Origin of the sequence: Ralstonia sp. 22086, assembly GCF_052045975.1 — a bacterium.
Classification (GTDB): domain Bacteria; phylum Pseudomonadota; class Gammaproteobacteria; order Burkholderiales; family Burkholderiaceae; genus Ralstonia; species Ralstonia wenshanensis.
Genome location: NZ_JBQEPZ010000001.1, coordinates 177,608 through 190,601, shown reverse-complemented (window position 1 = coordinate 190,601; position 12,994 = coordinate 177,608). Strand labels below are relative to the sequence as shown.

Sequence of the window (12,994 nt, the reverse complement as noted above, 5' to 3'; positions counted from 1 at the left end):
GCCCGGCCAATCCAACTCAGGCGACGTTGGCTTTCACCTGGTTCACGATGGCAGCAAAAGCCACCTTGTCGTGAATGGCCATGTCCGACAGCACCTTGCGGTCCAGCTCGATGGACGCCTTCTTCAGGCCGTTCATGAACTTGCTGTAGGTCAGACCATGCTCGCGTGCGCCAGCGTTGATACGTGCAATCCAGAGCGCGCGGAACACACGCTTCTTGTTACGACGATCGCGGTAGGCGTACTGGCCAGCACGCATGACCGCCTGCTTGGCGATGCGATAAACGTTATTGCGGCGGCCGCGGTAACCCTTGGCTGCGCTGATAACCTTCTTATGACGGGCCCGCGCTGTGACCCCACGTTTTACTCGAGGCATGAAATGCTCCTTTCGTAGTTAGTTAGGGTTAGGCGTACGGCATCATTGCGCGAACGGACTTCAGGTTCGTCTCATGGACGCCCTCGGTACCGCGCAGGTGACGCTTGTTCTTGGTGGTCTTCTTGGTCAGGATGTGACGCTTGAAGGCTTGGCCACGTTTGATCGTGCCACCAGGACGGGCAGTAAAGCGCTTGGAGGCGCTTTTCTTCGTCTTCATCTTCGGCATGGAACAACTCCGCTTTTGACATGAAGCCAGGTGGACGGCTGGCGCCGACACTTGCAAGACCCGGGCTCACTTGTTGTATCGCTGCAGGCTTTGAGACCTGCCGCGTTTTCCGACGTTTCCGTCTGGAACCTGCTCAGCGCAGCCGGAAACGTCCGGCCACCACTGCATTACTTTTTCTTCTTGGGTGCCAACATCATCACTGCCTGGCGCCCCTCCATCTTCGGCATCTGCTCAACCTGGCCGAACTCCTCCAGGTCAGTCTTGATACGCTCCAGCACGCGCATGCCGAGTTCCTGGTGAGCCATTTCGCGGCCGCGGAAGCGCAAGGTAACCTTGACCCTGTCACCATCCTCCAGGAAACGCGTTGCGTTGCGCAGCTTAACGCCGTAGTCGTTGTCGTCGGTGCCAGGGCGGAACTTGACTTCCTTCACCTGGATAACCTTCTGCTTCAACTTGGCGTCGTGGGCCTTCTTCTGTTCCTGATACTTGAACTTGCCATAGTCCATCAGGCGGCAGACGGGCGGCTGCGCAGTCGGCGCGATCTCGACCAGGTCGACGTCTTTCTCTTCTGCCAGACGCAGTGCGTCGAACAGCTTGACGATGCCGAGCGCTTCCCCCTCAACCCCGGTCAGCCGGACTTCCGGTGCGCTGATCTCGCGGTTGATGCGGTGAGATTTCTCAGTAGCGATGTTGATGTCCTCGAAGAATCAAAAAAACAGGCCGTGCCCAGCTCATGACTTGTTGGCGAGATCGTTCTGCAGTCGCTCAACGAACGCCGACAGCGGCATGGAGCCTAGATCGACGTTGCCACGGGCACGCACGGCCACCTGATTTTCATCCCGCTCTTTGTCGCCAACCACAACCTGGTATGGGACCTTCTGCACGGAATGCTCGCGGATTTTATACCCAATCTTCTCATTCCGCAAATCAACGACCGCCCTAAATCCTTGTTTTTGCAGGGATTGCGCAACGGATTGGGCGTATTCGGCGTGCGAATCGGTAATACTGAGAACCGCAACCTGCACGGGCGAAAGCCACGTCGGCAGCGCTCCGGCATATTGCTCGATCAAGATACCGATAAAGCGCTCCAGGCTGCCGACGATGGCCCGGTGCAGCATGATGGGGCGATGGCGTGCGCCATCCTCGCCTACAAACTCGGCGTCCAGGCGTTCCGGCAAGTTCGGGTCGACCTGGATCGTGCCGCACTGCCACTGGCGGCCGAGTGCGTCTTTGAGCACATATTCGATTTTCGGGCCGTAGAACGCGCCCTCGCCCGGCAGGTACTCGAATTCGCAACCCGACGCACGCAAGCCCTCGGCCAACGCAGCCTCGGCACGGTCCCAGCTTTCTTCAGTGCCGATGCGCTTTTCCGGACGCGTCGACAGCTTGTAAAGAATCTCGGTAAAGCCGAAGTCCTTGTAGACCTTCTGCAGCAACGTCGTAAACGCCGTCACCTCGGCCTGGATCATGTCTTCCGTGCAGAAGATGTGACCATCGTCCTGCGTGAAGCCGCGTACGCGCATGATGCCGTGCAGGCCACCCGAAGGCTCGTTGCGGTGGCATGCGCCAAACTCGCCGAAGCGTAGCGGCAGGTCGCGGTAGCTCTTGATGCCCTGCTTGTAGATGAGGATGTGGCCGGGGCAGTTCATCGGCTTGAGCGCGTATTCGCGCTTTTCCGATTCCGTGATGAACATGTTCTCGCGGTACTTGTCCCAGTGGCCGGTCTTCTCCCACAGCGTCTTGTCGAGAATCTGCGGCCCCTTCACTTCCTGGTAGCCGTTCTCGCGATACACGCGACGCATGTACTGCTCGATCTCCTGCCAGAGCGTCCAGCCCTTCGGATGCCAGAACACCGTGCCAGGCGAGTACTCGTCGATGTGGAACAGGTCGAGTTCGCGGCCGAGCTTGCGGTGGTCACGCTTTTCAGCCTCTTCCAGCATGCGCAGGTAGGCTTCCTGGTCTTCCTTCTTGGCCCAGGCCGTGCCGTAGATGCGCTGGAGCATCTCGTTGTTGTGGTCCCCGCGCCAATACGCGCCCGCCACCTTCATCAGCTTAAAGACCTTGAGCTTGCCCGTGGATGGCACGTGCGGGCCGCGGCAGAGGTCGACGAAGTTGCCCTCGCGGTACAGGCCAATTTCCTGATCTTCCGGAATGGAGGCGATGATCTCGGCCTTGTACTTCTCGCCCATGCCCTGGAACAGTTTGACAGCTTCGTCGCGGCTCAGCACTTCACGTGTGACCTTCTCGTCCTTCTTGGCGAGCTCCGTCATCTTCTTTTCGATGGCGACGAGGTCTTCCGGCGTGAAGGGCCGCTTGTAGGCGAAGTCGTAATAAAAGCCGTTTTCGATGACCGGGCCGATGGTGACCTGCGCGTCCGGATACAGCTCCTTGACGGCGTAGGCCAACAAGTGCGCCGTGGAGTGACGGATCACGTCGACGCCGTCGGCGTCCTTGTCTGTGATGATGGCGAGCTTCGCATCGCGATCGATCGAGAAGCTCGTGTCGACCATCTGACCGTCTACGCGACCAGCCAGCGCAGCCTTGGCGAGGCCCGCACCGATGCTCTGCGCCACTTCAGCCACGGTCACGGGGCCGGGAAACTCACGCCGGGAACCATCCGGCAACGTGATTGCGATCATGCTTGCTCCTGTGGAGTCACCGTTACGCATTTCCGGTTTCAGAGATGCGCAGCGGTCGTTATTCTGTCGTGCGCCGCGCCAAGTCGGCGCAGCAGGTTGTCGAATCGAATGCTTCGAAGCGCTTTCAGCTTGATCGCCACGCGTGACACGAAACTGCGGACGAAAAAAAACGCGGCCAAGGCCGCGTTTTCATTTGCGCCATCCACCGCTTGGGCAGACCGCAAAGGGCGAAAAACGCACCTTGACTACTGTCGCTCCGAAGCGGTTGTAGTTCGCGGTGCCTGAATCATATTTCGCCTTGTGTTCAGTTGTACGGGACAAGCCCGGGAATTGCGAGGATGACGGCTTGGACATCCTACCCGACGCGCCCTGCTAAATGCGTTGGTAGGCTCGATTGGACTCGAACCAACGACCCCCACCATGTCAAGGTGGTGCTCTAACCAGCTGAGCTACGAGCCTGCCTAAGAACGAAACTATACCGTCACTTCCGCCGGGCTGTCAACACCCCTTGCACTTCTTCGATCAAAGTCAGCGCGCGCTGCAGTTGTGTCGCCTCTGATACCTCTGCGGTGAACTGCATTTTCGCAACGCCCTTGCTCGACAGCGTGCGCACGCCGGTCACGTTGATCTTCTCGCGCGAGAGGATTTCCGAGATGTCGCGCAACAAGCCCTGCCGGTCCAGCGCCTCGACCTGGATGTCGATCGGATAGACCGAATCGCTGCGTTGGCCCCACTCCGTTTGGATCACACGGCCAGGAGCCCGGGCAGCCAACTGCTGAAACGTCGCACAGCTCTGCCGGTGGATCGATACGCCACGCCCGCGTGTGACAAAGCCAACGATTGGGTCTGGGGGCGCAGGCTTGCAGCAACGCGACATTTGCGTGAGGAGTGAATCGACGCCCACCACCAGCACGCCACTCTTGGCGCCACGAGCAACGCTGGTGGCGCGGCTCTTCTTCGTGAAGGCCGCTTCGTCATCCACGGGTGCCGGCGGCGGCGCCCCATCGGAGCGCAATACGGCCTCGATGCGGCGCAGGCTCAACTCGTCCTTGGCGACCACGGCATAGAGATCATCCGACGTCTTGTAGCCGAGCTTGGCGGCCAACTCTTCCAGGTTGACGGCGGTCTTGCCCTCGCGCTGCAGTGTCTTGTCGATGAGTGCCCGGCCCTGCGCGAGCGTCTCTTCCAGCTCCATCGCGTTGAACCACGCACGCACTTTCGTCCGGGCACGCGGGCTGACAAGATAGTGCAGCTCGGTGTTGAGCCAATCGCGCGACGGCCCGCCCTGCTTAACGGTGACGATCTCGACGGTCTGGCCGTTCTTGAGCGGCGTGTTCAGCGGCACCATCGTGCCGTCGACGCGCGCGCCGCGGCAGCGGTGGCCGAGATCGCTGTGCAGGTAGTAGGCGAAATCGACCGGCGTTGCGCCTTGCGGCAACGCGATCACGCGCGCCTGGGGCGTCAGCACGTAGATGTGGTCATCCAGCTCGGTGTGCTTGAGTTGCTCCCACGGGGAATCCTCGTGCGCGACGGTGTGCTCGGCGTCATCTTTCCAGGCGAGCAACTGGCGCAGCCAGGCGATCTTCTCGTCGTAGCGCTCGCTGGCGGAGAACTGCCCGGCGTAGCCTTTGCTGCCGGCCTCCTTGTAGCGCCAGTGCGCGGCCACGCCGTACTCGGCAAAGTGGTGCATCTCGCGCGTGCGGATCTGCACCTCGAGCGCGCGGCCGTCATCGCCGATCACCACCGTATGCAGCGACATGTAGCCATTGGCCTTCGGGCGCGAGATGTAGTCGTCGAATTCCTTCGGGATCGGCTGCCACATGTGATGCACGAAACCGAGCACCGTGTAGCAATCCTTGATGTCGTCCACGATGACACGGAAGGCGCGCACGTCGTACAGATCAGCAAAGTCGAGTTCCTTGCCGCGCATCTTTTTCCAGATGCTGTAGATGTGCTTGGGCCGGCCGCTGACCTCAGCCTGAATACCGGCATCGTGCAAGGTCTTTTGGAGTTGCTCGATGGCCTGGCCAATGAACTTCTCGCGCTCGATGCGTTTTTCATCGAGCAGGCGGGCGATACGCTTGTAGGTATCCGGATCCTCAAAGCGGAAGCCGAGGTCTTCAAGCTCCCACTTCAGCTGCCAGATGCCCAGGCGGTTTGCGAGCGGCGCGTAGATGTCCAGCGTTTCGCGCGCCATGCCTTCCGGCGCCGGGCGTTTCGTCTGCGCAAGCCAGCGCAGCGACTGCAGCCGCGACGCCAGCCGGATCAACACCACGCGAATATCTTGCGCGAACGCGAGCAACATCTTGCGCAGCGCCTCGACTTGCGCGCGGCGCGCTTCCGCTTCGTTCTTGCGCGTGATGCTGGCATCGGTCGGGCTGACGAGGCCGGCAATTGCGCCAATGCGCAGCAGTTGCCGCACATCGTGCACGAGCTTGACGACCTCGGCGCCGAATGCGGGCTCGAGCGCCTTTTCGTTGTCCATTGCCAGCGTGGGCAACAGGAACAGTGCAGCCGCCTGCAACGATGGCGTGTCGACGCGCAGCGCTTCCAGGATGGCGATCGTGCCGCGCGCGTGCGACTCCAGCGGCTCGCCGGTCAGCGTGACGCTGTCTGCGGCATTCGCCGCGAGATATTCGATCGCCCGGGCGACCTGCTCTGCCGTCGATCCGGGCCCCTCGGCCGGCCGTTCGGTCTTGTTCTCCATGATGCGTCCTGCTTGCGTCTCGCCTGTTGGGCGACGTGTTCAGTTCTTCTGCGCGGCCGTCACGACGATTTCGATGCGGTACTTCGGATTGGCCAGCGCGGCCTCAACGGTGGCGCGCGGCGGCGAGTTCTTCGAATCGGCGGCGACCCACTGGTCCCACACCTTGTTCATCTCGCCAATCTCGCTGATGTCTTTCAGGAAGATCTGGCACATCAGGATGCGCGTCTTGTCGCTGCCGTTGGCGGCCAGCACGCGATCGATGGTGGCGAGCACTTCCGCCGTCTGCTCGGCAATGCCTGCGTCGAGCGTGGTCTCAGGCACCTGCCCTGCCACGTAGACGACGCCGTTGTAGACGGCTGCGTCGGAATAGCGATGTTCGACGTTGTAGCGCTTCAGTTCAGTGCTCATCTTGCAAATCGAATGGGGTCGGACAAACGGTCATTGACCGAGGAAGAACTTGCGGGCGATCGCCACCTGATCCGGCTGGATGAAGGTCGGCGCGTGGCCCACGTCAGGGATTTCAATCGTGTTCACATGTTGGCCACGCTGCATCATGGCCTCGACGGTCTCGCGCGTAAGCAGATCGGAATGCGCGCCGCGCACCACCAGCACCTCGCCGGGAATCGCCTCAAACAACTTCCACAGCGTGGCTTCGCCGGCAGCGATCATGTCGGGCGTGGTGTTCTTGAAGGGCTCGGCGAGGCGCGGATCGTAATGCAGGATCCACTCGCCGCCCTGCGGTTTCAGGATCGCGGTATTCAACGCACGCCATTGCTCCGGCGTGTGGGGGCCGAATGATGCGCTGATCGTCTTGAGGTATGCCAGCCCTTCATCGAACGTCTTGAAGCGGACGTTCAAACCGAGGTAAGCGCCAATGCGCGTCAACGACGACTCCGTCACCCGCGGGCCTACATCGTTGAGCAGCAGCTTGCGAATCGGCGATTGCGGCAAGCCTGCCAAGCCAATGCCGATCAGGCCACCCATCGAGGTACCAAACCAGTCGACAGACTCGGCATTCACGCGCGCGAGCAACGTGACCATGTCGGACGCGTACTGCGGCAGCACGTAACCTTTCGGATCGGCCAGCCAATCGGAGCGCCCCCGACCCACCACATCGGGACAGATGACGCGATAGTCGTTGCACAGCGCCTGCGCCAGCACGTCGAAATCACGCCCGGTGCGCGAGAGGCCATGCACGCAGACCAGCACTCGCGGATTCTGCGCATCGCCCCACTCGTGATACGCCATCCGGTGCAAGCCGGACGGGCTCAGGCACTGCACGAAGGCAAGGCGCGGCGAAACTGGCATGAACAACTCCTACATGGGAATGACGGAGACAGCGAAGCCTGATTGTACGCGGGCCCGCAAGCATGCGGCGGTGCAGCAGACATGCACCGTCCATCAAAAACAAAAAAGCCCCGCCGAAGCGAGGCTTTTTCTGAAGCAGATCGGCTTACTGCGCGACCCAGCCACCATCCATGTTCCACGCCACGCCGCGCACCTGTTCGGCCGCATCGCTGCACAGGAACACCGCCAGCGCACCGAGCTGGTCAGGCGTGACGAATTCGCCCGAGGGCTGCTTTTCCATCAGCAGATCCTTCTTGGCTTCGAGCGCGGACAGGCCGTCCTTCTCGGCGCGCGCATCGATCTGTTTCCGCACCAGCGGTGTCAGCACCCAGCCCGGACAGATCGCATTGGACGTGATGCCCGTCTGCGCCGTCTCCAGCGCCACCGATTTGGTGAAGCCGACGATACCGTGCTTGGCCGCAACATACGCCGACTTCTGCGCCGATGCCACCAACCCATGCGCCGAAGCGATGTTGATGATGCGGCCCCAGTTCTTGCGCTTCATGCCCGGCACGGCAAGCCGCGTCGTGTGGAAAGCCGAGGTGAGGTTGATGGCGATGATGGCGTCCCAACGCTCGGTCGGGAAATCCTCGACATTGGCCACGTACTGGATGCCGGCATTGTTGACGAGGATGTCCACACCGCCGAACTCGGTGTCGGCATAGGCGAACATCGCTTCGATCTCGGCCGGCTTGCTCATGTCGGCGCCGTGGTATCCGATGCGGATGGCGTTCTTGCCGGCGGCCGCGATCTGCGCCTTGGGCGCTTCAACATCGCCAAAGCCGTTCATGATGATGTTGGCGCCCTGCGCGGCCAGCGAGCAGGCGATACCCAGACCGATCCCGCTGGTCGAGCCCGTGACGAGGGCAGTTTTTCCTTGCAGCATTGCGGTCTCCGAATTACAGCAGGTTGACGCCAGTCTTGGCCTGGATCTCTTCGCGCGAAACGCCCGGCGCGGTTTCGATCAGCTTCAGGCCCTGCTCGGTCACGTCGATCACGCCAAGGTCCGTAATGATGCGATCGACCACACCCACGCCGGTCAGCGGCAGCGTGCACTTAGGCAGCAGCTTCAGGTCTTCAGTGCCGTCCTTTTTCTTGGCGGTGTGCTCCATCAGCACGATCACACGCTTGACACCGGCCACGAGGTCCATCGCGCCGCCCATGCCCTTGACCATCTTGCCGGGGATCATCCAGTTGGCCAGATCGCCCGTCTCGCTTACCTGCATCGCACCCAGAATCGACAGGTTGATCTTGCCGCCGCGAATCATCGCAAAGCTCTGGTCGCTGCCGAAGATGGCGCTGCCGGGCAGTGTGGTCACGGTCTGCTTGCCTGCGTTGATCAGGTCGGCATCCACTTCGTCTTCCGTGGGGAACGGGCCGATGCCCAGCATGCCGTTTTCGCTTTGCAGCCAGACTTCCTTGTCGCCGGTGTGATTGGCAACCAGCGTCGGGATGCCGATGCCGAGGTTGACGTAGAAGCCGTCTTGCAACTCCTGGGCAGCGCGCGCCGCCATTTGGTCTTGTGTCCAGGCCATGTCGGTCTCCTTAGTTGGCTGCTCGGATGGTGCGCTTTTCGATGCGCTTCTCGGGCGTGGCATTCAGCACGATGCGGTGCACGTAGATACCCGGCAGATGGATGTCGTCTGGTGCAAGCTCGCCCACTTCAACGATCTCTTCGACTTCGACGATGCAGATCTTGCCGGCCGTAGCCGCAGCGGGGTTGAAGTTGCGTGCGGTCAGGTTGAACCGCAGGTTGCCGGACTTGTCAGCCACCTGCGCCTTCACCAGCGCCACATCGGGCACCAGCGAGCGCTCCATGACGTACGTCTCGCCGTCAAACTCGCGCAGCTCCTTGCCCTCGGCGACCAGCGTGCCGACGCCGGTCTTGGTGAAGAACGCCGGGATGCCAGCGCCACCAGCGCGCAGCTTTTCGGCCAGCGTGCCTTGCGGGGTGAATTCCAGCTCGAGTTCGCCGGCCAGATACTGGCGCTCGAACTCCTTGTTTTCGCCCACGTAGGACGAAATCATCTTCTTGATCTGACGGGTTTCCAGCAGCAGGCCTAGGCCAAAGCCATCCACGCCCGCGTTGTTGGAGATGCATGTGAGGCCCTTGACCCCCGAATCGCGCAGCGCGGCAATCAGCGCTTCCGGAATGCCGCACAGGCCGAAGCCGCCCACGGCGATGGTCTGGCCGTCCTTGACGACGCCCGCGAGCGCCTCGCTGGCGCTGGCGAAGATTTTGTTCATGCGTGCTCCTTCCTTGGTGGTCCAACAAATCCGGCAGGGTTTTGACCGATCACACAGTTGGGGTTTGTGCGATGCAGCGCCGGAAAATAGTAACGATACAATCTGGCGAGAATACGCAAGCGTCGCGCGACGCAGCAATACGTACGAATACATATGCCCGCCCTCGACTATCAGACTGCGTTCCAGCTTGCCCCTGTCGGCATGGTGATGTCCCGCGAGCGGGTCATGCTCGACGTCAATGATGAAGCCGCACGCATCTTCGGCCACGCACGCACGACGATGATCGGGCAGTCGTTCGAGCTGCTTTATCCAACGCACGATGAATACGAGCGTACCGGCGCGCGCATCATCCCCGTCATGAATGCGCGCGGCAGCTACTCCGACGAACGCATCATGAAGCGCGCCAATGGCGAGCTGTTCTGGTGCCACGTCACCGGCCGCGCCCTGGATCGCGCGAAACCGCTGGGCGAAGGCATCTGGACGTTCGAAGATCTCTCAGCGCATCGCCCGGTCACGGCAGCGCTCACGCCGCGCGAACGCGACATCGCCGCGCAACTGGTCGAGGGCAAGACCAGCAAGCAGATCGGCAAGCAATTGGAGATCAGCCCGCGCACAGTGGAGATCTACCGCGCGCGGTTGATGAAGAAATACGCCGCCAACACCTCGTTGGAACTTGTGCAGCGGCTGATGGGGCACTAAGCCCCCGGGGCTTCACACCATACCGTCGTCGGCGTTGATGACGGCACCGTTGATGAAGTCCGACTGATCCGACGCCAACAGCAGAATCAGGCCATCCAGGTCTTCCGGCTTGCCGACGCGCTTGCGGGGCAGCATCTGCACCAGCTTCTGGCCGGGTTCGGTTTCCCAGTGATGATGATTGATTTCGGTATCGATATAGCCCGGGCAGATCGCGTTGGTATTGATGCCGTAACGGCCCCACTCCAGCGCCATGGCCTTGGTCATGTGCACCACGGCCGCCTTGCTCATGCAATACACGCCAATCTGCGACAGCACCTTCAGCCCTGCCACCGAGGCAATGTTGACGATGCGCGACTGCGGCAGCGGCGAGCCGTTCTTCTCGGCGCCCTTGGCGCGCGCAATCATGCGCTTGGCCGTTTCCTGGGCAACGAAGAAGGCGCCGCGCGTGTTGGTGTCGAATACGAAATCGAAGTCGTCGGGCGAAACGTCCACCATGCGCTGCGTGGTCGACACCCCCGAGTTATTGACAAGGATGTCGATGGTACCTGCCTCCGTTTCAGCGTGCGCGATGGCGGCGCGGATGCTGTCTGGGTCCGTCACGTCCAGGCGCACGACGTGCGCGCTGCCGCCCCTCGATTCGATGTCGGCGCGCAGTTCTTTCAGGCGCTCGACACGGCGCGAGGCCAGCACGACCTTCGCGCCGGCGGCCGCCAGCGTGTGTGCAAAGCGCGCTCCGAGGCCGCTCGACGCGCCCGTGATCAGCGCGACCTTGCCTTCCAGATTGATCGACAAACCCATGATGCGTGTTCCCCGTGTGTTGGTTCGAGATGCGCCGAGCTGCTCCGAAGCAACACCGGCGTGTGATTTGGGCGCAGCTTAGCAAAAAATCGAACGATCGTTCAGAAATTTCCCTTGCCGCATCCGGGCGTGTCCCGGACAATGCGGAAAATTCTAATGCACCAATCCGTCATACCAATAAGCAAACGCCCCTAACTGTCCCAAAAGCAGCGAAGAGACACTTATGAACCAGCAGCAGCTCCTCGAACAATACGGCCCGCGAGAGTCCATGGAGTATGACGTCGTTGTCGTCGGCGGCGGTCCCGCCGGCCTGGCGACTGCGATTCGCATCAAGCAACTGGCTGCCGAGACGGGCAAGGACGTGTCCGTCGTCGTGCTGGAAAAGGGTTCCGAGCCCGGTGCACACATTCTGTCGGGTGCGGTGATGGACCCGCGCGCCATCAACGAACTTCTCCCGAACTGGAAAGCTGACGGCGCCCCGCTCAACCAGGCGGTCACCGGCGACGACGTGCTCTTCCTGAGCGAGACCGACGCCAAGCGTACGCCCGACTGGCTCGTGCCGCGCAACTTCCACAATGACGGCTGCTACGTCGTCTCGCTGTCGAACGTGGTCAAGTGGATGGCCACGCAGGCCGAAGCGCTGGGCGTGGAAATCTTCCCCGGTTTCGCTGCCGCAGAAGTGCTTTACGACGACAAGGGTGCGGTGCGCGGCGTGGCCACCGGCAACATGGGCATCGGCAAAGATGGCGAGCCGACCGAGAACTTCCAGCTCGGCATGGAGCTGCTCGGCAAATACACCATCTTCGCGGAAGGCGCGCGTGGCCATCTCGGCCGGCAGCTACTGGAGAAGTTCAAGCTCACCGCAGGCAAGGACCCGCAGACCTTCGCCATCGGCATCAAGGAACTCTGGGAAATCGATCCAGCCAAGGCCAAACCCGGTCTCGTGGTGCACACGGCAGGCTGGCCGATGGAAGACGACACCTTTGGCGGTGGCTTCCTGTATCACCTCGAAGACAACAAGGTCACGCTCGGCTTCGTGATCGGGCTGGACTACAAGAACCCGTGGATGAGCCCGTTCGAAGAAATGCAGCGCTGGAAGGCCCATCCGGCCATCCGGGCACATATCGAAGGCGGCAAGCGCATCGGCTACGGCGCCCGCGCCATCAACAACGGCACGCCGCAAGCGCTGCCAAAAACGGTGTTCCCAGGTGGCGCGCTGGTCGGCTGCGATGCTGGGTACCTGAACGCCGCTCGTATCAAGGGCAGCCATGCGGCCATCAAGAGCGGCATGATGTGCGGCGACGCGGTGTTCGAAGCCGTGACGGCCGGCCGTTCCGCTGACGAGCTGTCTGCCTACCCCGCAGCCTTCGAACAGAGCTGGCTGAAGGAAGAACTGGACCAGTCGCGCAACTTCAAGCTGTGGTTCAAGAAGAGCCCGACGCTGGGCAAGATCATGACCGGCATCGAGCAGTGGCTGCTGCCCAAGATTGGCGTCAGCAACCCGCCTTGGACGCTGCACGGCACGAAGTCGGATAACCAGTCGCTCAAGCCGGCATCGGAATGCCCGAAGATCGAGTATCCGAAGCCGGACGGCAAGATCACGTTCGATCGCCTGTCGTCGGTGTTCATCTCGAACACGAACCACGAAGAGAACCAACCGGCCCACCTGACGCTGAAGGATCCGACCGTACCGACGCGCATCAACCTGACGCAGTTTGCCGGCCCCGAGCAGCGCTACTGCCCGGCTGGCGTGTATGAGTTCGTCAAGAACGATGAGGGCACCGAGCGCCTGCAGATCAACGCGCAGAACTGCGTGCACTGCAAGACCTGCGACATCAAGGACCCGACGCAGAACATCGTGTGGGTCACGCCGGAAGGCGGTGGCGGTCCGAACTACGTCGGCATGTAAGTACCGGGCGAGCGCCCAACAAAAAAGACGGCTTGAAGCCGTCTTTTTT

At 61.5% G+C, this 12,994-nt stretch carries 13 protein-coding genes and 1 tRNA gene; 2 read left to right on the top strand and 12 right to left on the bottom strand.

What is annotated here, in order from left to right; genetic code table 11:
• Window positions 1-16: 16 nt before the first annotated feature.
• The 11 genes from rplT to ACTJK6_RS00855 all read right to left on the bottom strand — a co-directional run bounded on the left by rplT (window position 17) and on the right by ACTJK6_RS00855 (window position 9,539).
• Window positions 17-373 (bottom strand): 50S ribosomal protein L20, encoded by a 357-nt coding sequence (gene rplT, locus ACTJK6_RS00905; RefSeq protein WP_012762124.1) that lies wholly within the window; start codon window positions 371-373, stop codon window positions 17-19.
• Window positions 374-401: 28 nt separating this feature from the next.
• The gene (rpmI, locus tag ACTJK6_RS00900; protein WP_004636003.1) at window positions 402-599 is read right to left on the bottom strand and encodes a 50S ribosomal protein L35; all 198 of its coding nucleotides are present in this window, start codon (window positions 597-599) and stop codon (window positions 402-404) included.
• Window positions 600-766: 167 nt separating this feature from the next.
• Window positions 767-1,288: a translation initiation factor IF-3 gene (infC, locus tag ACTJK6_RS00895; protein WP_373407661.1), complete on the bottom strand. Its 522-nt coding sequence runs from the start codon at window positions 1,286-1,288 to the stop codon at window positions 767-769.
• 42 nt (window positions 1,289-1,330) lie between these two features.
• On the bottom strand, window positions 1,331-3,238 hold the full coding sequence (gene thrS, locus ACTJK6_RS00890) for a threonine--tRNA ligase (protein WP_232042967.1): 1,908 nt from the start codon (window positions 3,236-3,238) through the stop codon (window positions 1,331-1,333).
• A 382-nt stretch (window positions 3,239-3,620) separates the two neighbouring features.
• A tRNA-Val gene (locus tag ACTJK6_RS00885) sits at window positions 3,621-3,697 on the bottom strand.
• 22 nt (window positions 3,698-3,719) lie between these two features.
• Window positions 3,720-5,945, bottom strand: coding sequence for a RelA/SpoT family protein (locus ACTJK6_RS00880; protein ID WP_322016798.1), 2,226 nt, complete (start codon window positions 5,943-5,945; stop codon window positions 3,720-3,722).
• A gap of 39 nt (window positions 5,946-5,984) precedes the next feature.
• Window positions 5,985-6,353, bottom strand: coding sequence for a RidA family protein (locus tag ACTJK6_RS00875; protein ID WP_232040270.1), 369 nt, complete (start codon window positions 6,351-6,353; stop codon window positions 5,985-5,987).
• Window positions 6,354-6,383: 30 nt separating this feature from the next.
• Window positions 6,384-7,253: an alpha/beta fold hydrolase gene (locus ACTJK6_RS00870; RefSeq protein ID WP_232040271.1), complete on the bottom strand. Its 870-nt coding sequence runs from the start codon at window positions 7,251-7,253 to the stop codon at window positions 6,384-6,386.
• Between the two features lie 145 nt (window positions 7,254-7,398).
• Window positions 7,399-8,178, bottom strand: coding sequence for a 3-hydroxybutyrate dehydrogenase (locus ACTJK6_RS00865; protein ID WP_440838149.1), 780 nt, complete (start codon window positions 8,176-8,178; stop codon window positions 7,399-7,401).
• 13 nt (window positions 8,179-8,191) lie between these two features.
• Window positions 8,192-8,827, bottom strand: a complete 636-nt coding sequence (locus tag ACTJK6_RS00860) for a CoA transferase subunit B (protein WP_322016801.1) — start codon at window positions 8,825-8,827, stop codon at window positions 8,192-8,194.
• A 10-nt stretch (window positions 8,828-8,837) separates the two neighbouring features.
• On the bottom strand, window positions 8,838-9,539 hold the full coding sequence (locus ACTJK6_RS00855; protein ID WP_322016802.1) for a CoA transferase subunit A: 702 nt from the start codon (window positions 9,537-9,539) through the stop codon (window positions 8,838-8,840).
• A 153-nt stretch (window positions 9,540-9,692) separates the two neighbouring features.
• Here ACTJK6_RS00855 and ACTJK6_RS00850 point away from each other — a divergent pair, with 153 nt between their 5' ends.
• On the top strand, window positions 9,693-10,238 hold the full coding sequence (locus ACTJK6_RS00850) for a LuxR C-terminal-related transcriptional regulator (RefSeq protein WP_004636022.1): 546 nt from the start codon (window positions 9,693-9,695) through the stop codon (window positions 10,236-10,238).
• Between the two features lie 12 nt (window positions 10,239-10,250).
• Here ACTJK6_RS00850 and ACTJK6_RS00845 read toward each other — a convergent pair whose 3' ends face one another.
• Window positions 10,251-11,036 carry an SDR family oxidoreductase gene (locus tag ACTJK6_RS00845; protein WP_232040275.1) on the bottom strand — a complete coding sequence of 262 codons (786 nt, stop codon included), beginning with the start codon at window positions 11,034-11,036 and terminating at the stop codon, window positions 10,251-10,253.
• 223 nt (window positions 11,037-11,259) lie between these two features.
• On the opposite strand from ACTJK6_RS00845, the gene ACTJK6_RS00840 reads away from it, so the two are divergent.
• A complete protein-coding gene (locus tag ACTJK6_RS00840; RefSeq protein WP_232040276.1) occupies window positions 11,260-12,945 on the top strand; it encodes an electron transfer flavoprotein-ubiquinone oxidoreductase in 1,686 nt (561 codons plus the stop codon).
• Window positions 12,946-12,994 lie beyond the last annotated feature (49 nt).

What these genes read in the sequence shown, in the direction of transcription:
- ACTJK6_RS00855 (WP_322016802.1), bottom strand. Translation starts at nt 9,539, where the DNA reads ATGAACAAAATCTTCGCCAGCGCCAGCGAGGCGCTCGCGGGCGTCGTC.
- ACTJK6_RS00850 (WP_004636022.1), top strand. Translation starts at nt 9,693, where the DNA reads ATGCCCGCCCTCGACTATCAGACTGCGTTCCAGCTTGCCCCTGTCGGC.
- rplT (WP_012762124.1), bottom strand. Translation starts at nt 373, where the DNA reads ATGCCTCGAGTAAAACGTGGGGTCACAGCGCGGGCCCGTCATAAGAAG.
- ACTJK6_RS00845 (WP_232040275.1), bottom strand. Translation starts at nt 11,036, where the DNA reads ATGGGTTTGTCGATCAATCTGGAAGGCAAGGTCGCGCTGATCACGGGC.
- ACTJK6_RS00865 (WP_440838149.1), bottom strand. Translation starts at nt 8,178, where the DNA reads ATGCTGCAAGGAAAAACTGCCCTCGTCACGGGCTCGACCAGCGGGATC.
- ACTJK6_RS00860 (WP_322016801.1), bottom strand. Translation starts at nt 8,827, where the DNA reads ATGGCCTGGACACAAGACCAAATGGCGGCGCGCGCTGCCCAGGAGTTG.
- ACTJK6_RS00840 (WP_232040276.1), top strand. Translation starts at nt 11,260, where the DNA reads ATGAACCAGCAGCAGCTCCTCGAACAATACGGCCCGCGAGAGTCCATG.
- rpmI (WP_004636003.1), bottom strand. Translation starts at nt 599, where the DNA reads ATGCCGAAGATGAAGACGAAGAAAAGCGCCTCCAAGCGCTTTACTGCC.
- thrS (WP_232042967.1), bottom strand. Translation starts at nt 3,238, where the DNA reads ATGATCGCAATCACGTTGCCGGATGGTTCCCGGCGTGAGTTTCCCGGC.
- ACTJK6_RS00875 (WP_232040270.1), bottom strand. Translation starts at nt 6,353, where the DNA reads ATGAGCACTGAACTGAAGCGCTACAACGTCGAACATCGCTATTCCGAC.
- ACTJK6_RS00870 (WP_232040271.1), bottom strand. Translation starts at nt 7,253, where the DNA reads ATGCCAGTTTCGCCGCGCCTTGCCTTCGTGCAGTGCCTGAGCCCGTCC.
- ACTJK6_RS00880 (WP_322016798.1), bottom strand. Translation starts at nt 5,945, where the DNA reads ATGGAGAACAAGACCGAACGGCCGGCCGAGGGGCCCGGATCGACGGCA.